The sequence below is a fragment of the Microbacterium sp. KR10-403 genome (assembly GCF_040196215.1).
Classification (GTDB): Bacteria; Actinomycetota; Actinomycetes; order Actinomycetales; family Microbacteriaceae; genus Microbacterium.
The window spans coordinates 469,258-492,884 of the sequence record NZ_JBEGDC010000005.1 but is presented as its reverse complement, the minus strand read 5'-3'; the positions used below and the strand labels follow the sequence as shown (position 1 = coordinate 492,884).

The window sequence follows — 23,627 nt, the reverse complement described above, 5'->3', positions numbered from 1 at the left end:
CGATCACCGACGACGGAGAGTCGCGGCTGAACTGGTCGAACAAGTGGCCCATGTTCTTGCAGGCGGCGATGCTGGTGCGCGACTCGGACGCGTATACGGAAGAGTTCGACACGGCCATGCGGGCGATGACGGTCACGGGCTTGAACTACTCGACCGCGTACAAGCAGACCGAGAACCGGGCCATGTGGGGGGTCGTGCTCAACCTCGCGTCGGGCGCGTTCCTCGGCGACCGGGCCGTGTTCGACAAGGCACTGTTCCGCTGGTCGGATCTGATGGCGACCTGTATCGCCGGGAATGTGCCGGTCTCCGAGATCGATCGTGGCAGCAACAGCCTCTACTACTGCAACTTCTACCTGAACGCGGCCACGCAGGCGGCGGAGATCGCACGGTTCAGTGGGGAGTGGCTGTACGACTGGACGGGCCCTGACGGGTCCACGTTCCGGGAGACGTGGCAGAAGGTCGCGTACTGGACGGCGCACCCGGAAGCGTTCCCGTACTGGCAGCCGACCGGCACCCCACGGATTCAGGCGCACGTCGACCCGCTGCACGCCCTGTGGCCCACCGACGACAGCCAGCTGCTGATCGACACGTACACGACCACGCAGGACTACTTCGGGTTCCGGCAAGGCATCCTCGCCTACCGCGGCCGGCCCCTATTCGGCTGACCCGACACGCAACCTCGAGCCTCACCGACCGGTGGGGCTCTCTCCACTGGAAGGACAAAGACCAATGGCCATAGAAGGCGTGGATTTCTCGTGGGGGCGACCATCCCCGCAGGCGCTCGTGAAAGCGGGCAAGCGGTTCGTCTGTCGGTACATCGGCAACTTCGGGGGCAAGTCCTGCACCCGCGCCGAGCTCGACACGTACACGCGTGCCGGGCTGGCGGTCGTGCTGAACTACGAGGCGTCCGGAACCGAGCTGAAGGGTGGGAGGGATGCCGGGGTGAACCTCGGCAAGGTCGCGCAGGCCGCGGCATCCGCGCTCGGCTACCCGGACGCGGTGATCTACTTCTCCGCCGACTGGGACGCGTCCGAGGTCGACCAGGCGAAGATTCACGCGACCCTCGACGGGATCGCGACGGTCATCCCGCGGGCACGGATCGGTCTCTACGGCGGCTACTACGTCATCGAGCGGGCCGCGAAAGCGGGCAAGGCATCGTTCTTCTGGCAGACGTACGCGTGGTCCGGCGGCCACGTCTCGTCTCACGCGCACCTGTACCAGTGGTGGAACAGCCAGAGCATCGACGGCGCCGCCGTCGACTACACCCGCGCGCTGAAGTCTGCCTATGGCCAGGTCGGCGCTGCATCGGCCCCGGCATCGACCGGCTACCAGCCCGGCGACATCACCGTGGACCGGTCGGTGAAGTGGGTGCAGCAGCGCCTCACAGCGCACGGGTACAGCGTTGGCCCGCACGGTGTCGACGACCAGATGGGTGCGGGCACGATCGCGGCCCTGTACGAGTTCCAGGGCGATCAGGGCATCACGAAGGATGCGATCGTCGGCTCGGTCACCGAGGCACGTCTCGCTGCGTCGCCGGCCCCGAAGAAGCCCGTCAAGCCGGCCAAGCCCGCGAAGTCGAGGGGCCCGAAGCCGACGACGCCACCGAAGTATCCGTTGCCGAGCGGCTCCTATTTCGGCCCCGAAGGGCTCGGCGCCCAGTCTGTGTCGGGCTGGCATTCGCACCGTGCGGATCTGAAGCGGTGGCAGCAGCGCATGGCGGATCGCGGCTGGAACATCACCGTCGATGGCCTCTACGGCCCGGAGGGCGCGACCACCCCGACCGGCAATACCGCGTTCATCGCCGGCGAGTTCCAGAAGGAGAAGGGGCTGCAGGTCGACAACCTGATCGGGCCGGAGACGTGGAAGGCGGCGTGGACGGAGCCCGTCACGTGAGTAAGCCCCGCCCGCCGATCTGGCCCACGGCCGTGATCGTCGTCGTGGGCGGGCTGCTCACCGTGCTGGTGCTCGCCTGGATGGGGTCCACGTACGACGACCACGGCAAGCCGCTGCTGGACGACACGCTCGGGCGGATCATCGCGGCGGGCATCGGCGGGACGGTGACGACCGGGGCCGCGTTCGCCCAGCGCGCCCTCACCCAGCTGCACCCGAATCACGGGTCGTCGCTGGCTGACATGTCGGCGCGCAGCGAGGAGAAGCTCGACGCGCTGATCACCAAGCTCGACCACCTCGAGCGCGCGCACCGGAAGAACGGCGACGACATCGTGCAGCTGCGCGAGGACCAACAGCAGACCCGGGTGGATCTCGCCGGGCAGGCATCCGACATCCGCGGGATCCGCAAAGACATCGCGTGGGTACGCGACGCAATCACCCAGAAGGAGAACTGACCATGAAGACCATCACCTCTGTGACCTGGTGGGAGGCGGCCGTGCTGCGCGCCGTCTACACGGCGCTCGCGATCGCACTCCCGTACCTCGGCGGTGCGCTGCTCACCTCGGTGCCGTGGCTGACGATCGCCTCGGCCGGGGCGCTCGGCTTCGTCGCATCGCTGCTGACATCGCTCGCAGGCATCCCGGAGGCGGACGGCGTGGACCTGCCCTGGTGGCTGGCCGCCGTGGAGCGCGTCGTGAAGACGTTCGCGCAGGCGCTCGCGGCCGGTTTCCTCGGCGCGACGCTGCTGACCGATGTGGCATGGTCGACGGTGCTGCAGGCGGCCGCGATCGCCGCGCTGACATCCCTGGTGCGCCTGATCCTCGCCACTCTGCCGCAGGATCCGACCGCTCCGCCGATCGACGCCGGCACCGCCGATGGCGACACGGTTCCGGTCGTGACCACCGTCCCGGCCGCCGCGAAGGGCATCGACCCCAGCGAGCTCACCGACTGATCGGTACACTGCCGATCGGGTTCCACACATGACCCAGACGCCCCCGCCGCGCATCCCCCGATGGATGCGCGGCGGGGGCGTCTTTCGTCGTATCCCGGCTGCGAGACGACTTGGTATCGACGAGCGTCGGACGGGTGCGCTACAGTCGCGGCATGGGGAACAAGACACCTGGGGCTGGGCGGGTTAGGCTTGGAGCATGAAGCAGCCGATGAGACCACAGATCGGCCGGGCAGTGATGCATGGGGCGTACGTCGGCGTGACCGGCGACCCGTCTCGGCTTCGAGAGATGATGGGCCTGCTGACGCGGAAGACGTCGTCCCAGCCGGCCTACCGGAGGACGTCACAGTCGAAGTCGCTCTCGCATCATTCAGCGGACCGCTCCCAGACCCGGGAACGCTAAGCGGCTACGACTCCGTCGTGCCGGGATCGGCGCGCCAGATCATCGATGCTCATCTCGCGAAGGAGCGAGCGAGCGCGGAAGCGTTGACGCGGCTGACGAAGGCTGAGTCCACGGGCGTTCGGTGGGGTGCGGTCGGCGCGCAGCTGATCACGTTCGGCGGTCTCATCGCCGGTGTGGTGCTGATCCTGATGGACAAAGGCGGCGCAGCGATCATCGGGTTCATGCCAGCCATCCTCGGCGGGTCCGCGCAGGTCATCTCGGCGGTTCGTCGCAAGGGCGACTAATACCCGGTGGTGCTGTGCACGTGTCCGCGCCGGCGGCGCCCGACGTCGACGTGTGCGGCTGCGGCGGGGAACGCGTCGAGCAGCTCGGCACAGTACTCGTGCCGTGACTCGTCGTCGAAGTACCCCACCCACTCACCTATGGTCTGGTGCAGGATGTCGAGACGGTCGCCGGCAGCGGCGCGCAGCTCAACGATCGCCACGCCCGCGCCAGGCTCATGCTGGTGGCGGGCACAGATCGCGTCCAGGGCCACGCTCAGCGCGGTGTCGGGGTGCATGCCCCACAGAGCAAGCCCCCTCACGGACATGCCGTGAGGGGGCGTCTCGTCGTGGGTGTCAGCACGGCTCGTCTGCGAGCTGCTCGTGCTCCTCGTAGCCCATTTCTTCGTACTCCGCGGCATCGGCCTCGGCCGCGAGCTCTGAAAGTCGACTCATCGGATTACCTCCTCTCTTCAGTTATGCCCGGAACCAATGCATCCGGGGAAGGGAAGCATATCCCTCGTGCCCACATTCTGCCCACACTCGACCGCTGATAACCCCTCCCGACGCCACCCGAGACGACCCCATCCGCCGTATGATTCCGGGGGAGCGGCGTCGTCACGGGGCTTCGCGTAGGGTTCGATTCCCCCCATCTCCACGAACCGCTGTCGCTCGGAGGAAGCCCCTCGATCCCTGTGCGGGACCGAGGGGCTTCGCTTGTCGCAGACCAGGTCGGGGCCCAGGAGAGTGCGGATGAAGACGGTCGCCGTCGGGGGAGTGCTGCTGGTGCTGGGCGCGGTGGCCCTGGCCACCGGCATCCTTCCCTTCTCCGACGCACTCGTGCTGTGGGATCGCGTGTGGCCGGTGCTGCTGTTCGTGATCGCGATCACCGTCGTGACCGAGCTTGCGGCGGTGGCCGGTGTGTTCACGGTGCTCGCACGCCACGTCGCCCGCTGGGGGCGCGGTCGGGCGTGGGTGCTGTGGATGCTGGTGGTCGTCGCCGCGACGGTGTGCACCGTCTTCCTGTCGTTGGACACGACGGCGGTGCTCCTCACCCCGATCGTCGTGGCTCTCGCGCGGCAGTCGGGGCTCAACCCGCTGCCGTTCGCATTGACCACGGTGTGGACGGCGAACACCGGGTCGCTGCTGCTGCCCGTGTCGAATCTGACGAATCTGCTGGCGCAGCGGGCGATGGGCGATCCGACCCCGGCGAAGTTCGCCGCGCTGATGTGGCCGTCGGCAGTGGCCGCGCTGGTGATGTCGCTGCTCGTGATCCTCGCTGTCGCGGGACACCATCTGCGCGCACGTTACGCGGTCGTGGCACCCGCGACGGTGGGCGACGCGGTGCTGTACCGCTGGAGCGCGGTGACCCTGGTGGTGCTGTTCCCTCTGCTGGTGAGCGGAGTGCCGGTGTGGATGCCGGCGGTCGGCGCCGCTCTCGTGCTGCTGGCCGTCTTCGCCGTACGTCAGCGGCGATCGCTGCGGTTCGGGCTGTTGCCGTGGCGGCTGGTGGTGTTCGTATCGGGTCTCTTCCTGGCCGTCGATGCGCTGCACGCGCTCGGCCTGGGCGACGCCCTGGCCGTGCTCGTCGGCGGCGGCACAGGAACGGGAGACCTGCTGCGCACGGCGACGGCGGGCGCGGCATCCGCGAATCTCGTGAACAACCTGCCGGCCTACCTGGCACTTGAGCCGGCGGTGGGAAGCGATCCGGTGCGTCTCGCTGCGCTGCTGGTGGGCGTCAACGCGGGGCCGCTGATCCTGCCCTGGGGGTCGCTGGCGACGCTCCTCTGGCATGACCGGCTCGTCGCGATGGGCGTCCACGTGCCGTGGCGACGTGTCATCGCGTGGGGAGCGATCGCGGCACCGCTGAGCGTCGTCGCCGGGACCCTCGCGCTGGCGGTGACGGCGTGATCAGCCGGCCGGAGGCCACTCGATGAGGAGGAGGCCCTGCTTCGTATCCGACACCGTCAGTTGGTCGTCGGTGAGGCGGTACGCCATGCCCATCGGTGCGTTGTCGGGTGCCACGAAGTAGGTTGCGCCGTTCTCCTCGGATGCGACCCAGCCCTGCGCCGTGAGCTCGTCGGTGACCTGCTGAGCCTGGTCGTCCGTGATCGGGGCCCATCCGTACACCTGTACGTCGTCGCTGGCCACCTTCGGGTTGCCCCAGATGCACTGCAGCCCGCCGCTCAGCTCGGTGTTGCCCACGTAGAAGGGGTCCTGGCGCGATGTCCAGCCGGCCTCGGTGAACGCCTCGACCGTCTCAGCGGGGAGGATGCCCTCGCAACTGAGGTTCGCGGGCGCCTCCGTGGCCGCATCGGTGACGGTGGGCGTGGGCGTCACCTGCGAACCGGCGATCGGGGCGGACGCGCCCGGTGTCTCGGGGGCCGAGGTCCCGGAATCACCGCTGCAGGCGGTGAGCCCGGTGAGCAGCGCTCCCAGGCCGATGACGAGTGCGATCGCTCGTGTGCGGCGGTGCGTCACAGGGCGTCCGGTCCGTGCAGCAGGCGCAGGTAGGCGTCATGGAGCAGGCCGTTGGTCGCGAGCGAGGAGCGGGTGTCCACGGCATCCCGCCCGTCGAAGTCCGTGAACCGGCCGCCGGCTTCACGCACGATCGGGACGTGGGCGGCGATGTCGTACTCCTTGACGTCGAACTCGGCCACCATCTCCAGGCGTCCTTCGGCGAGCAGCATGTAGGGCCACGCGTCGCCGTAGCCACGGTCGCGCCACACCGTGCGGCTGAGGCGGAGGAGAGCGTCCAGGTGCCCCGCCTCGTCCCACTGGGCGATGCTCTGGAAGCTCACGCTCGACTCTTCGAGCGCGTCGACCTTCGAGACGTGCAGTCGTCGCGGGTCGCCGTCGGGACCGTGCGTCCACGCGCCCTGGCCCGTGGCCGCCCACCAGCGGCGCCCCAGTGCGGGCTGGCTCACGACGCCCACCTGCGGCACACCGTCGACGACGAGGGCGATGAGCGTCGCCCACATGGGGATGCCCTTCATGTAGTTCGCGGTGCCGTCGATGGGGTCGATGATCCATTGGCGTGACGTCGATCCGCTCGTGCCGTATTCCTCGCCGAACACGCCGTCTCGCGGGCGCTGTGCGGTGAGGATGTCGCGGATCGCGCGTTCGGTCGCCAGATCGGCGTCGGTCACATGGGTCGCGTCGGCCTTGAGGAGAACGCCGAGGCTGGGGTCGTCGAAGTGCTCCATAGACACCTCGTCGGCCGCGTCGGCCAGCCGCAGGGCGAGCGCGAGATCGTCTTCGAACTCGGCGGGGGAAGTCTGGGGGGTCACCCGTTCAGGATAGCCGGGCGTCGATGTCCCGCTCGATTTCGTTGCCAGCCGATCTGGGTGCTAGTGTTGACTCTCGGTTCGCCGCTCCGGTGAACCGAGCGCCTCTAGCTCAACGGCAGAGCAATTGACTCTTAATCAATGGGTTCTGGGTTCGAATCCCAGGGGGCGCACAGCAGGGAGAAACCTCGGTAACGGGCTGAAGATCAGCACTGGTTACCGAGGTTTTTCGTTGCACGGACCGGCCCGCCGTGCAAGGGGCGCGCAACGTGCCGTGCGGCTCAGCAATCCTTCTCGTCGAACTCGTGGAGTGCGACCGGGTCGAGCGAATCGAGGTTCCACACATCGCCGGGCTGCGGGTTGCTGGTGACCCACGGACACAGTCCCTGGTTCAGGCTGGCCAGGATCGTCAGGTTGATGCACAGCCGCTCGACGACAGCGCCCGCGGCATCGTTGGGCGCGACCGTGTACGTGACGGGATAGCCGTTCGAGTCGAGCGTGACCTCCCCGCTCGCGTGTGCACGCGGCCCGGTGTCGGCGATCCCTGAAGCATTCGCTGCGGCCTCGCACGGCGTCTCAGGCGTCGGTGACGGCGTTGGCACGGCGGCGTCGTGGCCGGTGTCCGCCGCCTGCGCGGTCTGCGCGGCCTCGGTCTCGGTCTGCCCGGCCGCGGGCTGTGGCGTGGCGGTGCATCCGGCGAGCGCCGCGGCGGCGAGCGAGACGGCCGCGAGCAGTGCTGTCAGCTTTACGCTGCGGTGGGGCATGTCTTGACGTTACAGGCGCTGCACGGGGGGCGAGGCGACAGCGGGCGTCGCGCCCGCATGTCTTCGGCTCAGATCAGCGTCCAGGCCTCGTGGGCGAGGGCGGTGTAGCGGTCGCGCGCACCGGCGAGCTCAGGCGAGAACCACGCCACGAACTCCTCGTGGGCGATGCGCTCGAGGTCTTCGACGGTGCGCACCTCGCCGAGGCGCCGCGTAATCGCCTCGGCCTCGGCTCGATACTCGTCGGCCGGCACGCCGATCGGCACGAGCCCGAGAGGGTCGACGCGGTACAGCAGCGCGGCCAGGTCCTCGGCGAGGTCGGTGCCCATGCGGGCGAGGTTACACGGCCAGCCCGCGCGACGTCAGCTCTGAAAGCTGACGTCGCCGACACTCAACGCGGACCAGCTGCCGCGATCCCACTGGAGCTTGCTCACCGATCCGTTCTTCAGGCCGCCCGCGGGGATCTGGTCGTCGATGCCCCACTTGGTGAACAGCGCCGCGATCGACAGGCCGCTGGAGACGACGAGGATCTTCGCGTTCGCGCTGCGCGCGGACTTCTGCACGATGTCGTTCAGCCCCTCTTCCATGCGATCGGCCACCTCCGCCGATGTCTCGGCGACGGTCTCTTCGGGATCCGGATTCAGAGCGGCAGCGGCATCCACGAGATCGAGGATCGTCGCGCCCGCCTTCAGCGCCGCGCTCTGACTGGCGTAGCCGAGCTTGTTGGCCGCCGCCGTCCACATCACGGCGCCGTCGCCTCCGTCGAATCCGCCGAACGCGACCTCCCGGAGGCGCTCGTCGCGGGTCACGCGCAACGACGACCGGGCCCCGGCGAGCACCCGCGTCGCGGTCTCGTAGTGCCGGCCCATGTCGCCGCTGAACGCGGCCGTGAACCGCCCCTCGCTCTGGGCGAGGTTCTTGCCGATGAGGTTCGCCGTCGGCGCCCAGGTCTTCGTCAGCGGTGCATCGCTCCAGCCCTGCGCCGCACCCACGACGTTCAGCCAGGTCTCTCCGTGGCGCAGCAGGTACACCATGGCCGTCGTCGTGTGCGGACCGGACTTGCGGCCGGCGGATGATCCGATGGCAGCGAGTGCGGGGTCGCTGCCCACGAGCAGCGCACCGACGGCGAGGGCACCGCTTGAGAGGCCTCCTGTGAGCATGGTGCGACGAGTGAGTTCCGGCATGATCATCTCCTTTGACGATTCCGCCCTCGCCGCGGTGGCGTGGACGTCGACAGAGTAGGAGCGGCCGTGGCGGCCCGTCACGAGCTGTCGGCCGTCGCCAGGTATCGGACCGTCGGCCTCGCGCTCAAGGGTGCCGCAGGTGTAGTGTTGCGCCGTTTCGGGGTGGTCAGTCGTCGGCCTCGGCGAATCGCACGTCCAGCTCGGCGAGGATCTCCCGCGCGCGTTCGAGATCCCACGGCGTGCCCTGCAGCTCGAACTCGAAGAGGATCGGCCGGCCCGACGCGCGCGCGACGTGGTGCGCCGCCGCCTGGTAGTGCGCGCCGAAGTTGCGGTTGCCCGAGCCCATGATGCCCACCAGACGGCGGCGCGTCAGCGGATTGCGCAGAAACCTGCGCACCGGCTCGGGCAGGGTGTCGTTGTCGGGGTTGCCGGTCTTGTATGACGGCGTGAGCAGCACCCACGGCCCATCCGGCACCGATCGGCGCACGTCGCGGTCGCTGAGATCGAACACGGGGCGCCCCAGCCGCGTCGCGAACTGCTTGACCATCCCCGACCCGCTCGAGGAGAAATACACCGGCACCTGCACGATCTGCTCCGCTCACCCCGTCTGGGCAGACACGCTAGTCCGAAGCGGGATGCCGCGGCTCCGGCCGCGACCGTGAGTAATGACCGCGAGATTCAGGGGGAGGGGAAGAGCGCCCGCGCAGACGCCGTTGTCTGCGCGGATCGCTCGCTCAGGCCGCGTCGCCGATGAGGACGGCGGCGCCTTCTTCCGCGGCATCCGCTTCATGGATGTCGATGCGTGCCAGCACCTTGCGCCCCAGCGCGATCGCGAGGGTCGCGATCAGCACCGAGGCGCCCGCGAAGAAGTACGGGACCGACGCGTTGAACGCGTGCCAGAGGCCCGCGGCGATCGGCGGCGCGATGGCGCCGCCGATGAAGCGGACGGCCGAGTACGCCGACGAGGCGACGGCGCGGGGGAGATCGGTCGCCTCCATGACCGCCTCGGTGAGCACGGTGTTCATGATGCCCAGCAGCAGGCCGCCGACGATGATGCAGATGACCAGGGCGACGATCGACGAGACGAGGATGCCCGCGACGATCAGGTCGATCGCCAGCAAGGGCAGCACGATGAACATGACGGTGGTGCGCGACATCCGGTGCAGCAGGATCGGCGCGATCCAGACGCTCGTGATGGCGAGGGCGACACCCCAGCCGAAGAACGTGAAGCCGATGCCCATGGCAGAGAACCCGAGCACGAACGGCGAGAACGCCAGCAGCACGAAGAAGCCGATGTTGTAGAACAGGGCCGCCACCGCGAGGATCGCCAGCGCCGGGATGCGCAGCGCGCGGAAGGGTGCCGAGAGCGGCATCGGGTCGCGCTTCTCGCCCTTGGTGCGCAGCAGCACGAGCACGGCGATGAAGGCGATGGCCATGAGCACGACGACGCCGAAGAACGGTCCCTGCCAGGCGATCTCGCCGAGCAGGCCACCCAGGAGCGGGCCGATCGCGATGCCGACGCCCAGTGCGGCCTCGTAGAGGATGATCGCGGCCTCGCTGCCGCCCGAGGCGGCACCGACGATCGTCGCGAGGGCGGTGGAGATGAACAGGGCATTGCCCAGCCCCCAGCCGGCGCGGAAGCCGATGATCGCATCGACGCTGCCGCTGAGCGCGCACAGCAGCGCGAAGACGACGATGAGTGCGAGCCCTGTCAACAGGGTGGCCTTGGCGCCGATGCGGCTCGACACCCAGCTCGTGATGAGCATGGCGGCACCGGTCACGAGCAGGTAGCTCGTGAACAGCAGCTCGGTCTGCACGGCGTCGGCCTTCAGGGACTCGGCGATGGCGGGGAGGATCGGGTCGACGAGGCCGATTCCCATGAAGGCGACCACGCACGCGAACGCGACGGCCCAGACCTGTGGCGGCTGGCGCCAGATCGATCCTGTTGATGAAGCGGATGTCATCGAGCGGCTCCTGTAGGGGTGATGTGTGATTTGAGGATGCCGGCGGCGCGGGAGAGCACCGCCCATTCCTCGTCGCTGAGGTCGGCGAACAGCGGCGCGAGGGCGTCACGCAGTTCGATCCGCCACGCGGCGAGGCTCTCGCGACCGCCATCGGTGATGCCGATCACGGTCGCACGGGAGTCTGAGGGGTCATGTTCGCGGCTGACGAGCCCGGCATCGGCGAGTTGGCCGACGAGGCGGGTCATGCCCGGCTGGGTCGCGCGGCTCTGGCGGGCGAGCTCGCCGAGACGCATCGGGCCGTTCGAGTCCAGGACGCTGAGTGCGCGCCACTGCGTGGCGGGCGCGCTGTTCTTGGTCTCGAGGGCGGCGAGCCGTGTGAGGGTGTGCGCGGCGGTCACGATCTCGGCGATGTCCTGTGAGCGCGGCGGCATTCCAAAAGTATATACCGCAGTTATATAACCGACGAATCCATCGACGTCATGTTGACAGATGGATGCCGCGGTCCGTAGCATTCCCAGTACCTGAATCGGGTTTCATAATCCTTCCAACGGCGAAAGGCACTCCCATGCGGGCCACCAAGAAACTCGTGCTCCTCGCAGCACTGACGGCGTCAGCAGCCGTCGCCCTCGCAGCATGCGCCCCGACGGCCTCCGGCGAGACGGATCCGTCCGCCGCGGGCGGCGAGGTCAGCGTCGGCGTCATCACCAGCGAGACCGGCGCGCTGGCCGGGTACGGCAAGCAGTACCTCGATGCGTTCAAGGCCGGCCTCGATTACGCGACCGACGGCACCGGTGCGGTCGACGGCACCACGCTGAAGATCGACTATCGCGACGACGCCGGTGATCCCGACACCGCGGTGACGGCGGCGAAAGACCTCATCGGCAAGGGCACGAAGATCCTCATGGGCAGCGCCTCGTCGGGCGTGGCGCTGGCTGTGGCAGAGCAGGCGGCGCAGAACAAGGTGCTGTTCATCTCGGGTCCGGCCGCCGTCGACACGCTCACCGGCCTGAACGAGTACACCTTCCGCTCGGGACGGCAGAGTGCGCAGGACGTCGCCACCGCCGGCACGTTCCTCGACGACATCCAGGGCAAGAAGATCACGGTCTTCGCGCAGAACACGGCGTTCGGACAGGGCAACGAGGCCGCCGTGACGGCGATTCTGGGTGCGAAGGGCGCCACCGTCGACAGCGTGCTGGTCCCGGAGGACGCGACCGAGTTCACGCCCTTCGCGCAGCAGATCCTCTCGTCGAAGCCCGACCTGGTGTTCGTCGCGTGGGCCGGCGCGACCAGTGGTGCGATGTGGCAGGCGCTCTCGCAGCAGGGTGTGCTCGACAGCATCCCGGTGGTGACCGGGCTCGGCGACTCGCCGACGTTCGACGCCTACGGCGAGGCGAGCGAGAAGATCAACTTCCTCAGCCACTACTTCCCAGGCGCGAACACCGACCCGGTGAACGAGAAGATGATCGAGCTCATCGAGAAGGCCGGCGGAACGCCCGACCTGTTCAGCCCCGACGGCTTCAACGCGGCGATCATGCTCGTGCATGCGGTCAAGGAGGGCAAGGGCGATGGAGATGCGATGGTGAAGGCGCTGGAGGGCTTCAGCTTCGACGGACCGAAGGGCAAGACGACCGTCCGGGCCTCCGACCACGCGCTCATCCAGGAGATGTACCAGGCCAAGCTCGTGAAGAAGGACGGCTCGTACGTGCCCGAGCTCATCGGTGCCGTGCCCGCCGACGAGGTCGCGCCGGCGGAAGCAGGCAAGTGAGATGACGCCCCCGCTCCCGCCCGCACTCCGTATCCGCGGCCTCGGCCTGCAGATCGGCGGCATCGGCATCCTCGACGACGTCACCCTCGATGTGCCGCCCGGCGCTCTTGTCGGCGTGATCGGCCCGAACGGGGCCGGCAAGACCACGCTGTTCAACGCGATCTCGGGTGTGGTGCGTCCGACCGAGGGCAGCATCGAGATGCACGGTGACGACGTCACGCGGCTCTCGATCGCGCGACGTGCGCGGGTGGGGCTGGGACGCACCTTCCAGACCTCGAGCCTGTTTCCGCAGCTGACCGTGCGCGAGAACGTGCGGCTCGCCGCGCAGGCGCGGCTGGGCGGCAGCTACTCGCTGGTGCGATTCCCGCACCGTGGCGACGAGGCCACCGGTGTGGCCGACGAGATGCTCGAGACCGTCGGACTGTCGCATCGCGCCGATGCCCGTGCGGGCGACATCTCGCACGGCGACAAGCGCAAGCTCGAGATCGCCGTGCTGTTGGCCATGCGTGCGCGGGTGATCCTGCTCGACGAGCCCATGGCCGGGGTCGCCTCGGGCGATGTCGCGGGCCTGGTCGACAGCATCCGCGATCTGCACCGCGCAACCGGGTGCACCGTGCTCATGGTCGAACACCACATCGACGTGCTGATGGGACTCGTCGAGAAGGTCGCGGTCATGTACGCGGGGCAGATCATCGCCTTCGACGCACCGCAGACCATCATGTCCGACCCGCTCGTGCAGAGCGCGTACCTGGGGAGCGCGGCATGACCGACATCCTGCGGGTGCGCGGGCTGCGCGCCTGGATCTCCGGGCAGCAGGTCGTGGAGGACGTGAGCTTCGACGTGCCCGAGCGGGGCGTCACGGCGATCCTCGGCCGCAACGGCGTCGGAAAGACGTCGACGCTCCGGGCGATCATGGGGCTGATCTCGCGGCGCGGCGAGGTCCGCCTGGGCGGCGAGCGGATCGACGGCCTGCTCACTCACCGCATCGCCCGACGCGGTGTCGGCTATGTGCCCGAAGACCGCGAGGTGTTCGCCGGGCTCACCGTCGCCGAGAACCTCGCCCTCGCCGAGCGCGACCGTTCCCCGCGGCGAGAGCTGGTCGCCGAGCTGTTCCCCGATCTGACGGGCCGGATGGCCCAGCGCGCCGGCACGCTCTCCGGCGGTCAGCAGCAGATGGTGTCGCTCGCCCGCGCGCTGCTGAACGAGAACCGTGTGCTGCTCGTCGACGAGCCCACCAAGGGCCTGGCGCCGAAGGTCGTCGACGACGTGGCCGCCGCCCTCGAACGCGCCGCGCAGACCGTGCCGATCGTGCTCGTCGAGCAGAACCTGCAGGTCGTGCGCCGGCTCGCCGAGAACGCCGTGGTGATCGCGGCCGGGCGGGTCGTCCACACCGGCGCGACCGCCGACATCCTCGACGACGCCGACCTCACCCGCCGACTGCTCGGCGTGCACGCAGGGCAGGGGGCCGGAGCATGAGCACCGTCGTCCTCGCACTGCTCACCGGCGTCGGACTCGGCGCCCTGTACTTCCTCGTCTCCTCGGGCCTGAGCCTCATCTACGGGCTCATGCACGTGCTCAACTTCGCGCACGGGGCGTTCCTGTCACTGAGCGCGTTCATCGGATGGGAGGTGGCGAGAAGGCTGGATGCCGCGAACTGGGGCGGCTTCGTCCTCTCGATCCTCGTGGGGGCCGTCGTGGGCGCGCTGTTCGCCGCGCTCACCGAGCTGGCGCTCATCCGTCCGCTGTACGAGCGGCACATCGAGCAGGTGCTCGTCACGGTGGGCCTCTCGTTCGCCGCCATCGCCCTGTTCAACGGCATCTGGGGCACCGACCCGGTCTACATCTCCGGCCCGGCGTGGCTCGATGCCACGACGTCGGTGCTCGGCGCGAAGGTGCCGAACGTCTACTGGCTGCTCATCGTCGTCGCGGCGCTTGTCCTGGGGCTCATGGTGCTGTTCCTGCGACGCACCCGCTACGGCATCATCATCCGTGCCGGTGTCGAGAACCGGTCGATGGTCACGGCGCTGGGCATCGACGTGCGCCGCTCGTTCACGCTCGTCTTCGCGATCGGGGGAGCCGCCGCCGGCATCGGCGGGGTCCTCGCCGCGCAATGGGCGGGGTACGTGTCCAGCGGGCTCGGGCAGACGCTGCTGATCTTCGCGTTCATCGTGACGATCATCGGCGGGCTCGGCTCGCTGCCCGGGGCGGCGATCGCCTCGGTACTGGTGGCCGTGCTGCAGCAGTTCGCGAACTTCTTCCTCGCCGGCACCGGCGACTTCATCGTGGTGGTGCTGCTCGCGGTCGTGCTCCTCGTCCGTCCGTCCGGCCTCCTGGGGAGGGCAGCCGTATGACCCGCGCAACCCGTACCTCACTCGTGCCGGTGGTTGTCGGCGTCGCCGTGGTGGTCGTGCTGGCGGTCCTGCCGCTGCTGAACATCAGCATCCCCGGCGTACTGCCCGGACCCACCTACACGCCCGGCACGCTGGCGCTCCTGTCCTTGTGCATGGTGTACGCCGCGCTCGCGCTCTCCTACAACATGCTCTTGGGCACCGCGGGGCTGCTCTCGTTCGGGCACGCGCTGTCGTTCGGCGCCGGGGCCTACGGGCTGGGCATCGTGCTGCAGTCGCTGCAGATGCCGCTCTGGCCGTCGGTGCTCATCGCGGTGCTCGGCGGACTCGTGATCGCCGTGGTCACCGGGGCGATCAGCCTGCGCGTGAACGGCATCCCGTTCGCGATGGTCACCCTCGCGTTCGCGCAGGCCGCCTCCGTCCTGGTGCGGCGGAATGCGCAGATCACCGGGGGAGAGGAAGGCCTGAGCCTGCCGACGGCGCACGTGCCCGAATGGCTCGTCGGTGTCGTGAACACCCGCAACCTGTACTGGTTCGCACTTGTCGTCGTGGTCATCGCCTATCTCATCGCGCTGTGGATCGACCGGTCGCGCCTCGGGCATGTGGCCGGCGCCGCGCGCGAGAACGAGCTGCGCGTCCGCGTGCTCGGGCTGAGCCCGTATCGGGCGAAGCTCGTGGTGTTCGTGGCGGCGGCGGTCGCGGCATCCCTCGCCGGCATCGCCTACCTGCTGCTGCAGAGCGGCACGCAGCCGCATGCCGTGTCGGCGGACCTCACGATCACGATCCTGGTGATGGTGGTGCTCGGCGGCGTCGGCTTCCGCTGGGGCGCCGTCGTCGGCGGCGTGGTCTACACGCTGCTCGATCAGCGGCTCACCGTGCTGGCGCGCTCCGATGCCATCGCGGGGCTCCCCGATGTGCTGCGCATTCCGCTCTCAGAACCGCTGTTCCTGTTGGGCGTACTCTTCATCATCGTGGTGATGTTCCTGCCCGGCGGCATCGCGGGCACCGCGGATGCGCTCGTGCGCCGGCGTCGTGCCCGCCGCGCGCCCGCGGCCTTCGTCGAGGCGGATCGCGCCGACGACGTGACCGAGCAGGACGTGCGGGTATGAGGGACGACGACGGGATGCCGGTGGGCACCGATGGCGCCCACACACTGGGCCGGTGGCTCGATGACCGGGCCGTGACCTCGCCGGCGAAGACCGCGATCGACGATCGGGGCGTGACGATCGACTATGCGCGGCTCGCGGAGCGTGCGCGGGACCTCGCCGAGCGGCTGCGGAGCGCCGGCTACGGACCGGGCGACCGGATCGCCACCGTGTCGGGTAACACGATCGACCAGGTCGTCGCCTTCTTCGCGTGCGCGAAGGCGGGCATCGCGTTCATCCCGCTCTCCTGGCGCCTGGTGGCCACCGAGCTCGCCGAGGTGATCGCCCGCGCCGAGCCGCAGCTGCTCCTCGTCGAGGAGGAGTACGCCGGGCCCGCCGCCGATGCGCAGCGTCATCTGCCCGTGCCGGTCCCGCAGGCGTCGCTCGGAGTCGTCGGTGTCGAGACGCACACGCCCGACCGCGCCGCGCGGTTCGGCCCGCGGCCGGAGCGCGCCGAGGTGCGCGACGACGACATCGCGCTCGTGATCTTCACCTCGGGCAGCGAGGGCACACCCAAGGGCGTGATGCTCAGCCACGTGAACTGCTTCTGGAACAACCTCGCCCTGACCGGCACGATCGGCCTGCGTGCCGACGACGTGGTGTTGTCGGCGCTGCCGCAGTTCCACGTGGCGGCATGGAACGTGCAGCCCCTGCTGGCGTGGTGGACCGGCGCCACCGTCGTGCTGGAGCGCTCGTTCCAGCCCGATCGGGTGCTGCAGCTGATCTCCGAGCGGCGGGTGAGCGTGCTCATGGGTGTGCCCACCCAGTATCGGCTGCTCGCCGACGACCCGGGATTCGCCACCGCCGACCTGTCGTCGCTGCGTGTCGCCCAGGTCGGCGGCGCACCGGCGGACGACGCGCTGCAGGCCGTCTGGCGCGAACGCGGCGTCGAGCTGCTCGCCGGCTACGGGCTCACCGAGGCCGCCCCGAACGTCCTCTCCGTCGCCCCGGGCGACGCCGAGCACGCGCGGGGGACGGTGGGCGTGCCCTACCCGCACGTCGATGTGTGCATCGCCGATCCCGACACCGGCCTGCCGATGGGCGACGGCGCCGTCGGCGAGCTGTGGGTGCGCGGACCGAGCGTCTTCGCGGGCTACCTCGGCGACCCGGAGACGACGAGCCGTGCGTTCGCGGGGGAGTGGCTGCGCACCGGCGATCTGGCCCGCCGCGGCGGCGACGGCCGGTATCGGATCGTGGATCGCATCAAGGACATCTACATCTCCGGCGGGGAGAACGTCGCCCCCGCCGAGGTCGAACGCGCCCTGGGCGCGCATCCGGCCGTGCGTGCCGCGGTGGTGGTCGGCGTTCCCGACCGGGTCTGGGGCGAGCGCGGCGTGGCCTTCGTGGAGCTCGCCCCCGGCGCATCGTGCACGCAGGACGAGCTGCTCACCCACGCCCGTGAAAGGCTCGCATCGTTCAAGGTGCCGGTGCGCATCATCGCGGTGGACGAGCTGCCGCGCTCGGCGATAGACAAGTTCGCCCGATCACGTCTGAAAGAGCGTGCGCGGGCGACCTGGGAAGAGGGGGCCCATGAGTCTGCAGGATGAACAGGCCGTGCTGAACGTGTCGTCGGTGACCGGCCGGCCGCTCACCAAGCGCGGCGAGGCGACGCGGCGGCGGCTGCTGGAGGCGGCCGAGCACGTGTTCGCCGACCAGGGCTATCACGAGGCCTCGATCGTGAAGATCACCGAGCGTGCGGGCATCGGCCTCGGCACGTTCTACCTCTACTTCGACAGCAAGCAGACGATCTTCGAGTCGCTCGTCGTCGACCTGAACCAGCGGGTGCGGCACTCCATGGCCGAGGCCATGGCGGGGGCGAGCTCGAGGCTCGAGGCCGAGCGCGCGGGCTTCGCCGGCTTCTTCCGCTTCACCGCGCAGCATCCCGCCCTCTATCGGGTCGTCCGTGAGGCCGAGTTCGTCTCACCCGACATGCTCAAGCTGCATTACACGCGCATCGTCGAGGGATATGAGGCGGGCCTGCGCCTGGCCCAGCAGGAGGGCGAGATCGACGAGGCGCTCGACCCTGAGGTCGCAGCCTGGGCGCTGATGGGCATGGGGGAGCTGATCGGGATGCGCTACCTGCTGTGGGATCGCACAGCAGACGGCTCCGCGCCCGCGGCGCTGCCCGATGAGGCCTTCGACGCCCTCATGCACTTCATCGACAACGCGCTCTCATCGCGCACGAACGCACGCACCACGAAGGAAGGCGACGAGTCATGACCGAACGAGACCTCGACGGCAAGCGGGCCGTCGTCACCGGAGGCGCCAGCGGCATCGGCCTGGCCTGCGCACGCGAGCTCGCCGGGCGCGGTGCCCATGTGGTGATCGCGGACCTCGACGCCGACGCGGCGCGAGCTGCGGCATCCCCCCTCGACGGCGAGGTCTGGGAGGTCGACCTCTCCGACACCTGCGCGCTGGACGGGCTGTCTCTGGACGCCGACATCCTCGTGAACAACGCGGGCATCCAGCGGGTTGCGCCCATCACCGAGTTCGACCCCGACGCGTTCCGGCTCATCCAGCGGCTCATGGTCGAAGCGCCGTTCCTGCTCATCCGTGCGGCGCTGCCCACGATGTACCAGCGCGGCTGGGGACGCGTCGTCAACATCTCGAGCGCGCACGGGCTGCGCGCCAGCGCCTTCAAGGTGGCCTACGTCACCGCCAAGCACGCGCTCGAAGGACTGTCGAAGGTCACCGCGCTGGAGGGCGCCGAGCACGGGGTCACGAGCAACTGCATCAACCCCGCCTATGTGCGCACGCCGCTGGTCGAGAAGCAGATCACCGACCAGGCGGCGGTGCACGGCATCCCCGAGTCCGAGGTCGTCGAGAAGATCATGCTCACCGAGACGGCCGTCAAGCGCCTCGTCGAACCCGAAGAGGTCGCATCGCTCGCGGGTTGGCTCGTCGGTCCGCACTCCGGCATGACCACCGGCGCCTCGTACACGATCGACGGCGGATGGACGGCACGATGAGTCGCGAACGGCACGAGGTCGATGTTCCGGTCGACGGCGGGATGCTGCATGTCGGCGTCTGGGAGGCCGACGCGGCCGATGCGCCGACCGCGCTCCTCATCCACGGTGTGACCTCGTCGCACCTCGCGTGGCCCTTCGTCGCGGAGCGGCTGTCGGGCGTGCGACTGATCGCCCCCGACCTGCGCGGCCGCGGGCGCAGCAACACGCTGACCGGGCCCGCCGGCATGGCGGCGCACGCGGCCGACATGGTCGCGGTGCTGGACGCCCTGGGCATCGATCGCACGGTGGTGGTCGGGCACTCGATGGGCGCGTTCGTCTCGGTCGTCCTCGCAGACCTGCACCCCGACCGGGTCTCGTCACTGGTCCTCGTCGACGGCGGCTTCCCGCTGGACGTGCCCGCCGGGCTCGACCCCGACACCGCGATCCGCCTCGTGCTCGGTCCCACCGCGGAGCGGCTCGACATGAGGTTCGCCTCCACCGAGGATTACCTCGACTTCTGGCGGGCACACCCGGCGTTCCGGCAGGCGTGGACGCCCGAGCTGGAGCAGTACCTGGCGTACGACCTCGTCGACGACGGCGCCGGGGCGCTGCGCCCCGCCACGGCCTACGCGACCGTCGTGGACGACACCGTCGACATGAACACGGGCAGCGCGGTCCCCGACGCGCTCGCACGGCTGCAGCACCCGGTCCGGCTGCTGACCGTGCCGCGCGGCCTGCAGGACGAGGAACCGGGACTCTACGCCCCCGCCCACCTGGGCCGGCTGCTCGCCGCCCATCCGGCGGTGGCGCACCGGCGCATCGACGGGTTCAACCACTACACGATCGTGATGTCGCCCGGGGGCGCCGACGTGGTCGCGCCCGAGATCGCCGCGGCCGTCAGCGCCGTGACGACGCGATCCGCGTCGTGAGCTGATGGGCGTGCGCGAGAAGCGTACGCCCCAGCTCGGGCAGGCGGTCGGGCCCGAACCGGAATTCGACCCCGTTCAGGCTCAGCGCCCACTGCGGGTGGCCTTCGCGGGTGAACACGGCGGCGCCGATCCCGTAACTGCCCTCGACGATGAGCCCCGGGTTCAGGGAGTAGCCGCGCTCCTTGGTCTCACGCAGGCGCGCCCGCATGCGCGTCTCGCCGTGCGCGGCACCGTAGCGGTCGGACAGTTCGGGATGCCGCTCGAAGTAGGCGTCCACATCATGGGGCGGCAGGAACGCCAGGATGGCAAGCCCTGCGGACGCGACGCCGAGGGGGAACCGCTTGCCCTCGTGCAGCACGAACGAGCGGATGGGAAAGCTGCCCTCCTCGTTGACGAGGCACACCGTCTCATCGCCGCGCCGCACCGAGAGGAACGCGCTCTCCTCGGTGCGGACCGAGAGGGAGCGCACGATGTCGCGTGCGATCTCGGTGATGTCGTACCGCGCCGCGGCCACGTTCCCCATCAGGAACAGCTCGGGCCCCGGCATCCACGATCCGGTCCGGTCGTCCTGATCGACGAGCCCCTCATGGCGCAGCGCGGTCAGCAGCCGGTGCGTGGTCGGACGGGTCAGCTCCGCCTGCCGTGCGAGCTCGGCCGTGGCCACGCCGACATCGCCGGCGGCCGTGACCAGACGCAGGAGTGCGGCGGCACGGGCGACGGCCTGGGCGCCCGGGACGGTGGCATGCGTGTCCATAATGTGAACAGTAGAACGTGCGGCATCCACATCGCAAACGACGGGGTGCGGACGCGCCGCTTCGGCGAGACGATGGAGACGGCGCCGCAGCGGCGCATCACGACGAGGAGGTCCGTGTGATCGACAAGCAGGTGGCAAGCGCGGCAGAGGCCGTCGCCGACATCCCCGACGGGGCGTCCATCGCCGTCGGAGGCTTCGGCCTGAGCGGCAACCCGATGGCGCTGATCGAGGCGCTCCTGGCGCAGGGCACGACCGACCTGTCGGTGATCTCGAACAACTGCGGGGTCGACGACTGGGGGCTGGGGCTGCTGCTGAACCAGCGGCGCATCCGCAAGATGACCTCTTCGTACGTCGGCGAGAACAAGGAGTTCGAGCGGCAGTTCCTCGAAGGAGACCTCGAGCTCGAGCTGACGCCGCAGGGCACCCTGGCCGAGAAGCTGCGGGCCGGAGGCGCGGGCATCGCCGCCTTCTTCACCCCGACGGGCGTCGGCACGCAGGTGGCCGAGGGTGGCCTGCCGCGACGCTATGACGGCAGCGGCGGGGTGGCCGTGGCATCCCCCGTCAAGGAGACCCGCACCTTCACGGTCGGCGGTCGCGACCGCGACTACGTGCTCGAAGAGGGGATCGTGGCCGATTTCGCGCTCGTGCACGCGCTGCGCGGCGATCGGCACGGCAACCTCGTGTTCAACAAGGCGGCGCGCAACTTCAACCCGCTCGCGGCGATGAGCGGTCGCGTGTGCATCGCGCAGGTGGAAGAGCTCGTCGAACCCGGTGAGATCGACCCCGACGCCGTCCACCTGCCCGGCATCTACGTGCACCGCATCGTGGAGGTCGGCACCGACATCGAGAAGCGCATCGAGCGTCGCACGGTGGCGACGCCCGCGGAAGGAGCATGAACATGGGCCTGACACGTCAGCAGATGGCGGCCCGCGCCGCCCGTGAGCTGCCCGACGGCGCCTACGTCAACCTCGGCATCGGCCTGCCCACCCTTGTGCCCAACTACGTGCCCGAGGGCGTCACCCTCGTGCTGCAGTCGGAGAACGGCATCCTCGGGGTCGGTCCCTACCCGACGGAGGAGAACGTCGATCCCGACCTCATCAACGCGGGCAAGGAGACCGTCACGCTGCTGCCGGGCGCCTCGTTCTTCGACTCGGCGACGAGCTTCGGCATGATCCGCGGCGGCAAGATCGACGCGGCGATCCTGGGGGCCATGCAGGTGTCGCGCACCGGCGACCTGGCCAACTGGATGATTCCCGGCAAGATGGTGAAGGGCCCCGGGGGAGCCATGGACCTGGTCCACGGCGCGGGGCGTCTGATCGTGCTGATGGAGCACGTCGCGAAGGACGGCTCGGCGAAGATCGTCGAGGAGTGCTCGCTGCCCCTGACCGGCAAGGGCGTCGTCGACCGCATCATCACCGACCTGGCCGTGATCGACGTGACCGACGACGGTCTCGTGCTCGTCGAGCTCGCGCCGGGCGTCACCGTCGACGAGGTCGTGGCGGCGACCGAACCCGCATTGACCATCTCTGACGATCTCAAGGAGAACGCATGAACACCGACGACGTGGTGATCGTCGCGGCCGCCCGCACCCCGCAGGGACGGCTGAAGGGCCAGCTGGCACCCCTCACCTCCGTGCAGCTGGGCAGTGCGGCCATCGCCGGAGCGCTGGAGAAGGGCGGAATCGCCGCCGACGCCGTCGACGCCGTGCTCGTGGGGCAGGTCCTCGCCGCCGGTGCCGGGCAGAATCCGGCGCGTCAAGCGGCCGTCGGCGCCGGGATCCCGTGGACGGTGCACGCCGGTTCGGTCAACAAGGTCTGCCTCTCCGGGCTGACGGCGGTGATCGACGGGGCGAGGATGCTGCGACTCGGCGACGCCACGGTGGTCGTGGCCGCGGGCATGGAGTCGATGACGCGCGCGCCTCACCTGCTGATGGGCTCGCGCGAGGGGTGGTCGTACGGCACGATCGAGGTGCTTGATCACATGGCGTACGACGGCCTCACCGACGCGTATGACCGCGAGAGCATGGGGGCCTCCACCGAGCGGCTCAATGCGAAGTTCGCGGTGACCCGTGAGGATCAGGATGCCGTCGCGGCCCGTTCGCACCAGCGCGCGGCGGCCGCCTGGGAGGCCGGTCTCTTCGACGCAGAGATCGTGCCGGTGTCGATCCCGCAGCGGCGCGGCGAGCCGGTCGTCGTGTCGCGCGACGAGGGCATCCGCCCGGAGACGACCGTCGAGTCGCTCGCGAAGCTGCGCCCGGCGTTCGCCGAGGGCGGGTCGATCACCGCCGGCAACTCGTCGCAGATCTCCGACGGCGCATCCGCCGTCGTGCTGACGACGCGGTCGCATGCGGACGCGAACGGATGGGAGGTGCTGGCGGTCGTGGGCGCGAGCGGTCAGGTCGCCGGCCCCGACAACTCGCTGCACGAGCAGCCGGCGCGCGCCATCGCGAAGGCCGTCGCCAAGCAGGGCATCGAGATCGCCGATCTCGACGTCGTCGAGATCAATGAGGCGTTCGGTGCGGTCGTCGCACGCTCACAGCGCGAACTGGGTCTCTCGGACGACATCGTCAACATCCACGGCGGCGGTATCGCGATCGGCCACCCGATCGGCGCGAGCGGCAACCGGCTGGTCGTCCACATGGTGCACGAGCTCGTGCGCCGGGGGAGCGGTACGGCGGCGGTCGCGCTGTGCGGCGGCGGCGGTCAGGGCGACGCGCTGATCCTCACGCGCTGAGCGCTGAGTGCTGGCGGCCGGTCACTTCTCGAGGTGCTCTTTGAGGTACTTCTTCTCGTGGCCGGCCACCGGCGAGTCCTCGGGAGCGAGGTGGCCGGTGCCGGCGCGCCGGATGTCGACGATGGCGCCGACGGCGAGAGCCGCCGTGATCGCCCAGCTCAGCCATGCCAGTGCCGTGCGCCACGTGAACGGCTCGCCCCCACGGATCGCCTTGAGCATCGACAGGCCGCTGGTGAACGCTCCGATGATCCCGGTGCCGAAGAGGTACTTGCGCATCCCCCCACGGTAGCGCCGGTCGGCCCTGCGA

The 23,627-nt window shown here is 69.6% G+C and carries 29 protein-coding genes and 1 tRNA gene; 19 read left to right on the top strand and 11 right to left on the bottom strand.

Annotated elements, in window-relative coordinates; translation table 11 throughout:
* The 5 genes from ABMQ42_RS14210 to ABMQ42_RS14190 form a co-directional block, all read left to right on the top strand.
* Nucleotides 1-665: alginate lyase family protein (locus tag ABMQ42_RS14210; protein ID WP_349723640.1), on the top strand; the 665-nt coding region annotated here is incomplete at its 5' end.
* Between the two features lie 64 nt (nucleotides 666-729).
* Nucleotides 730-1,893, top strand: a complete 1,164-nt coding sequence (locus ABMQ42_RS14205) for a glycoside hydrolase domain-containing protein (RefSeq protein ID WP_349723639.1) — start codon at nucleotides 730-732, stop codon at nucleotides 1,891-1,893.
* Nucleotides 1,890-2,345 carry a hypothetical protein gene (locus ABMQ42_RS14200; protein ID WP_349723638.1) on the top strand — a complete coding sequence of 152 codons (456 nt, stop codon included), beginning with the start codon at nucleotides 1,890-1,892 and terminating at the stop codon, nucleotides 2,343-2,345. The genes ABMQ42_RS14205 and ABMQ42_RS14200 overlap by 4 nt, the downstream gene beginning before the upstream one ends.
* Nucleotides 2,346-2,347: 2 nt before the next feature.
* On the top strand, nucleotides 2,348-2,842 hold the full coding sequence (locus ABMQ42_RS14195; RefSeq protein WP_349723637.1) for a holin: 495 nt from the start codon (nucleotides 2,348-2,350) through the stop codon (nucleotides 2,840-2,842).
* Between the two features lie 417 nt (nucleotides 2,843-3,259).
* Nucleotides 3,260-3,526, top strand: a complete 267-nt coding sequence (locus ABMQ42_RS14190; protein WP_349723636.1) for a hypothetical protein — start codon at nucleotides 3,260-3,262, stop codon at nucleotides 3,524-3,526.
* Here ABMQ42_RS14190 and ABMQ42_RS14185 read toward each other — a convergent pair.
* Entirely contained in the window at nucleotides 3,523-3,801 is a 279-nt protein-coding gene (locus ABMQ42_RS14185; protein WP_349723635.1) for a hypothetical protein, read from the bottom strand. The genes ABMQ42_RS14190 and ABMQ42_RS14185 overlap by 4 nt on opposite strands.
* 454 nt (nucleotides 3,802-4,255) lie before the next feature.
* On the opposite strand from ABMQ42_RS14185, the gene ABMQ42_RS14180 reads away from it, so the two are divergent.
* Nucleotides 4,256-5,413 carry an SLC13 family permease gene (locus tag ABMQ42_RS14180; RefSeq protein WP_349723634.1) on the top strand — a complete coding sequence of 386 codons (1,158 nt, stop codon included), beginning with the start codon at nucleotides 4,256-4,258 and terminating at the stop codon, nucleotides 5,411-5,413.
* On the opposite strand, the gene ABMQ42_RS14175 is transcribed toward ABMQ42_RS14180, so the two are convergent.
* Nucleotides 5,414-5,983, bottom strand: a complete 570-nt coding sequence (locus tag ABMQ42_RS14175) for a DcrB/PsbP domain-containing protein (RefSeq protein ID WP_349723633.1) — start codon at nucleotides 5,981-5,983, stop codon at nucleotides 5,414-5,416. It lies immediately after the preceding gene.
* Nucleotides 5,980-6,792, bottom strand: a complete 813-nt coding sequence (locus ABMQ42_RS14170; protein ID WP_349723632.1) for an inositol monophosphatase family protein — start codon at nucleotides 6,790-6,792, stop codon at nucleotides 5,980-5,982. The genes ABMQ42_RS14175 and ABMQ42_RS14170 overlap by 4 nt, the downstream gene beginning before the upstream one ends.
* Nucleotides 6,793-6,890: 98 nt before the next feature.
* Between ABMQ42_RS14170 and ABMQ42_RS14165 the strand changes: the two genes are divergently transcribed.
* A tRNA-Lys gene (locus tag ABMQ42_RS14165) sits at nucleotides 6,891-6,962 on the top strand.
* Between the two features lie 108 nt (nucleotides 6,963-7,070).
* Here ABMQ42_RS14165 and ABMQ42_RS14160 read toward each other — a convergent pair.
* From ABMQ42_RS14160 to ABMQ42_RS14135, 6 genes are all read right to left on the bottom strand, one after another.
* Nucleotides 7,071-7,553 carry a hypothetical protein gene (locus ABMQ42_RS14160; protein WP_349723631.1) on the bottom strand — a complete coding sequence of 161 codons (483 nt, stop codon included), beginning with the start codon at nucleotides 7,551-7,553 and terminating at the stop codon, nucleotides 7,071-7,073.
* A 68-nt stretch (nucleotides 7,554-7,621) separates the two neighbouring features.
* The gene (locus ABMQ42_RS14155) at nucleotides 7,622-7,879 is read right to left on the bottom strand and encodes a hypothetical protein (protein WP_349723630.1); all 258 of its coding nucleotides are present in this window, start codon (nucleotides 7,877-7,879) and stop codon (nucleotides 7,622-7,624) included.
* A 33-nt stretch (nucleotides 7,880-7,912) separates the two neighbouring features.
* Entirely contained in the window at nucleotides 7,913-8,734 is an 822-nt protein-coding gene (locus ABMQ42_RS14150; RefSeq protein WP_349723629.1) for a histidine phosphatase family protein, read from the bottom strand.
* A gap of 166 nt (nucleotides 8,735-8,900) precedes the next feature.
* Nucleotides 8,901-9,308: a class Ib ribonucleoside-diphosphate reductase assembly flavoprotein NrdI gene (gene nrdI / locus ABMQ42_RS14145; protein WP_349723655.1), complete on the bottom strand. Its 408-nt coding sequence runs from the start codon at nucleotides 9,306-9,308 to the stop codon at nucleotides 8,901-8,903.
* 160 nt (nucleotides 9,309-9,468) lie between these two features.
* Entirely contained in the window at nucleotides 9,469-10,698 is a 1,230-nt protein-coding gene (locus ABMQ42_RS14140) for an MFS transporter (protein WP_349723628.1), read from the bottom strand.
* Nucleotides 10,695-11,129 (bottom strand): MarR family winged helix-turn-helix transcriptional regulator, encoded by a 435-nt coding sequence (locus tag ABMQ42_RS14135; protein ID WP_349723627.1) that lies wholly within the window; start codon nucleotides 11,127-11,129, stop codon nucleotides 10,695-10,697. The genes ABMQ42_RS14140 and ABMQ42_RS14135 overlap by 4 nt, the downstream gene beginning before the upstream one ends.
* Before the next feature lie 134 nt (nucleotides 11,130-11,263).
* On the opposite strand from ABMQ42_RS14135, the gene ABMQ42_RS14130 reads away from it, so the two are divergent.
* From ABMQ42_RS14130 to ABMQ42_RS14090, 9 genes are read left to right on the top strand one after another with little or no spacing between them, the layout of a single operon-like run.
* Nucleotides 11,264-12,463, top strand: coding sequence for a substrate-binding domain-containing protein (locus ABMQ42_RS14130; protein ID WP_349723626.1), 1,200 nt, complete (start codon nucleotides 11,264-11,266; stop codon nucleotides 12,461-12,463).
* Nucleotide 12,464: 1 nt separating this feature from the next.
* The gene (locus ABMQ42_RS14125; RefSeq protein WP_349723625.1) at nucleotides 12,465-13,229 is read left to right on the top strand and encodes an ABC transporter ATP-binding protein; all 765 of its coding nucleotides are present in this window, start codon (nucleotides 12,465-12,467) and stop codon (nucleotides 13,227-13,229) included.
* Nucleotides 13,226-13,939, top strand: a complete 714-nt coding sequence (locus tag ABMQ42_RS14120; protein WP_349723624.1) for an ABC transporter ATP-binding protein — start codon at nucleotides 13,226-13,228, stop codon at nucleotides 13,937-13,939. Before ABMQ42_RS14125 ends, ABMQ42_RS14120 begins: the two co-directional genes overlap by 4 nt.
* The gene (locus tag ABMQ42_RS14115; protein ID WP_349723623.1) at nucleotides 13,936-14,814 is read left to right on the top strand and encodes a branched-chain amino acid ABC transporter permease; all 879 of its coding nucleotides are present in this window, start codon (nucleotides 13,936-13,938) and stop codon (nucleotides 14,812-14,814) included. The genes ABMQ42_RS14120 and ABMQ42_RS14115 overlap by 4 nt, the downstream gene beginning before the upstream one ends.
* Entirely contained in the window at nucleotides 14,811-15,920 is a 1,110-nt protein-coding gene (locus ABMQ42_RS14110) for a branched-chain amino acid ABC transporter permease (protein WP_349723622.1), read from the top strand. Before ABMQ42_RS14115 ends, ABMQ42_RS14110 begins: the two co-directional genes overlap by 4 nt.
* Nucleotides 15,917-17,503, top strand: a complete 1,587-nt coding sequence (locus tag ABMQ42_RS14105; protein ID WP_349723621.1) for a class I adenylate-forming enzyme family protein — start codon at nucleotides 15,917-15,919, stop codon at nucleotides 17,501-17,503. The genes ABMQ42_RS14110 and ABMQ42_RS14105 overlap by 4 nt, the downstream gene beginning before the upstream one ends.
* Entirely contained in the window at nucleotides 17,487-18,176 is a 690-nt protein-coding gene (locus tag ABMQ42_RS14100) for a TetR/AcrR family transcriptional regulator (protein ID WP_349723620.1), read from the top strand. Before ABMQ42_RS14105 ends, ABMQ42_RS14100 begins: the two co-directional genes overlap by 17 nt.
* Complete coding sequence (locus ABMQ42_RS14095) at nucleotides 18,173-18,925, top strand: 3-hydroxybutyrate dehydrogenase (RefSeq protein WP_349723619.1); 753 nt, start codon at nucleotides 18,173-18,175, stop codon at nucleotides 18,923-18,925. Before ABMQ42_RS14100 ends, ABMQ42_RS14095 begins: the two co-directional genes overlap by 4 nt.
* Nucleotides 18,922-19,833 (top strand): alpha/beta hydrolase, encoded by a 912-nt coding sequence (locus ABMQ42_RS14090; protein WP_349723618.1) that lies wholly within the window; start codon nucleotides 18,922-18,924, stop codon nucleotides 19,831-19,833. The genes ABMQ42_RS14095 and ABMQ42_RS14090 overlap by 4 nt, the downstream gene beginning before the upstream one ends.
* On the opposite strand, the gene ABMQ42_RS14085 is transcribed toward ABMQ42_RS14090, so the two are convergent.
* Complete coding sequence (locus ABMQ42_RS14085) at nucleotides 19,802-20,587, bottom strand: IclR family transcriptional regulator (protein ID WP_349723617.1); 786 nt, start codon at nucleotides 20,585-20,587, stop codon at nucleotides 19,802-19,804. The genes ABMQ42_RS14090 and ABMQ42_RS14085 overlap by 32 nt on opposite strands.
* A 116-nt stretch (nucleotides 20,588-20,703) precedes the next feature.
* Here ABMQ42_RS14085 and ABMQ42_RS14080 point away from each other — a divergent pair, with 116 nt between their 5' ends.
* The 3 genes from ABMQ42_RS14080 to ABMQ42_RS14070 are packed head-to-tail and all read left to right on the top strand — an operon-like array spanning nucleotide 20,704 to nucleotide 23,320.
* Nucleotides 20,704-21,483 carry a CoA transferase subunit A gene (locus ABMQ42_RS14080; RefSeq protein WP_349723616.1) on the top strand — a complete coding sequence of 260 codons (780 nt, stop codon included), beginning with the start codon at nucleotides 20,704-20,706 and terminating at the stop codon, nucleotides 21,481-21,483.
* 2 nt (nucleotides 21,484-21,485) lie between these two features.
* Nucleotides 21,486-22,139 (top strand): CoA transferase subunit B, encoded by a 654-nt coding sequence (locus ABMQ42_RS14075; RefSeq protein WP_349723615.1) that lies wholly within the window; start codon nucleotides 21,486-21,488, stop codon nucleotides 22,137-22,139.
* Complete coding sequence (locus ABMQ42_RS14070) at nucleotides 22,136-23,320, top strand: acetyl-CoA C-acetyltransferase (protein ID WP_349723614.1); 1,185 nt, start codon at nucleotides 22,136-22,138, stop codon at nucleotides 23,318-23,320. Before ABMQ42_RS14075 ends, ABMQ42_RS14070 begins: the two co-directional genes overlap by 4 nt.
* 21 nt (nucleotides 23,321-23,341) lie before the next feature.
* Here the strand turns inward: ABMQ42_RS14070 and ABMQ42_RS14065 are convergent, their stop codons facing one another.
* Complete coding sequence (locus ABMQ42_RS14065; protein WP_349723613.1) at nucleotides 23,342-23,596, bottom strand: hypothetical protein; 255 nt, start codon at nucleotides 23,594-23,596, stop codon at nucleotides 23,342-23,344.
* Nucleotides 23,597-23,627 lie beyond the last annotated feature (31 nt).

Excerpts from the sequence above, each read along its gene's own strand:
- ABMQ42_RS14180 (WP_349723634.1), top strand. The coding sequence starts at position 4,256 with ATGAAGACGGTCGCCGTCGGGGGAGTGCTGCTGGTGCTGGGCGCGGTG.
- ABMQ42_RS14075 (WP_349723615.1), top strand. The coding sequence starts at position 21,486 with ATGGGCCTGACACGTCAGCAGATGGCGGCCCGCGCCGCCCGTGAGCTG.
- ABMQ42_RS14110 (WP_349723622.1), top strand. The coding sequence starts at position 14,811 with ATGACCCGCGCAACCCGTACCTCACTCGTGCCGGTGGTTGTCGGCGTC.
- ABMQ42_RS14095 (WP_349723619.1), top strand. The coding sequence starts at position 18,173 with ATGACCGAACGAGACCTCGACGGCAAGCGGGCCGTCGTCACCGGAGGC.
- ABMQ42_RS14125 (WP_349723625.1), top strand. The coding sequence starts at position 12,465 with ATGACGCCCCCGCTCCCGCCCGCACTCCGTATCCGCGGCCTCGGCCTG.
- ABMQ42_RS14065 (WP_349723613.1), bottom strand. The coding sequence starts at position 23,596 with ATGCGCAAGTACCTCTTCGGCACCGGGATCATCGGAGCGTTCACCAGC.
- ABMQ42_RS14115 (WP_349723623.1), top strand. The coding sequence starts at position 13,936 with ATGAGCACCGTCGTCCTCGCACTGCTCACCGGCGTCGGACTCGGCGCC.
- ABMQ42_RS14155 (WP_349723630.1), bottom strand. The coding sequence starts at position 7,879 with ATGGGCACCGACCTCGCCGAGGACCTGGCCGCGCTGCTGTACCGCGTC.
- ABMQ42_RS14130 (WP_349723626.1), top strand. The coding sequence starts at position 11,264 with ATGCGGGCCACCAAGAAACTCGTGCTCCTCGCAGCACTGACGGCGTCA.
- ABMQ42_RS14205 (WP_349723639.1), top strand. The coding sequence starts at position 730 with ATGGCCATAGAAGGCGTGGATTTCTCGTGGGGGCGACCATCCCCGCAG.
- ABMQ42_RS14085 (WP_349723617.1), bottom strand. The coding sequence starts at position 20,587 with ATGGACACGCATGCCACCGTCCCGGGCGCCCAGGCCGTCGCCCGTGCC.
- ABMQ42_RS14100 (WP_349723620.1), top strand. The coding sequence starts at position 17,487 with ATGAGTCTGCAGGATGAACAGGCCGTGCTGAACGTGTCGTCGGTGACC.
- ABMQ42_RS14185 (WP_349723635.1), bottom strand. The coding sequence starts at position 3,801 with ATGCACCCCGACACCGCGCTGAGCGTGGCCCTGGACGCGATCTGTGCC.
- ABMQ42_RS14070 (WP_349723614.1), top strand. The coding sequence starts at position 22,136 with ATGAACACCGACGACGTGGTGATCGTCGCGGCCGCCCGCACCCCGCAG.
- ABMQ42_RS14160 (WP_349723631.1), bottom strand. The coding sequence starts at position 7,553 with ATGCCCCACCGCAGCGTAAAGCTGACAGCACTGCTCGCGGCCGTCTCG.
- ABMQ42_RS14120 (WP_349723624.1), top strand. The coding sequence starts at position 13,226 with ATGACCGACATCCTGCGGGTGCGCGGGCTGCGCGCCTGGATCTCCGGG.
- ABMQ42_RS14105 (WP_349723621.1), top strand. The coding sequence starts at position 15,917 with ATGAGGGACGACGACGGGATGCCGGTGGGCACCGATGGCGCCCACACA.
- ABMQ42_RS14195 (WP_349723637.1), top strand. The coding sequence starts at position 2,348 with ATGAAGACCATCACCTCTGTGACCTGGTGGGAGGCGGCCGTGCTGCGC.
- ABMQ42_RS14140 (WP_349723628.1), bottom strand. The coding sequence starts at position 10,698 with ATGACATCCGCTTCATCAACAGGATCGATCTGGCGCCAGCCGCCACAG.
- ABMQ42_RS14090 (WP_349723618.1), top strand. The coding sequence starts at position 18,922 with ATGAGTCGCGAACGGCACGAGGTCGATGTTCCGGTCGACGGCGGGATG.
- ABMQ42_RS14135 (WP_349723627.1), bottom strand. The coding sequence starts at position 11,129 with ATGCCGCCGCGCTCACAGGACATCGCCGAGATCGTGACCGCCGCGCAC.
- ABMQ42_RS14150 (WP_349723629.1), bottom strand. The coding sequence starts at position 8,734 with ATGCCGGAACTCACTCGTCGCACCATGCTCACAGGAGGCCTCTCAAGC.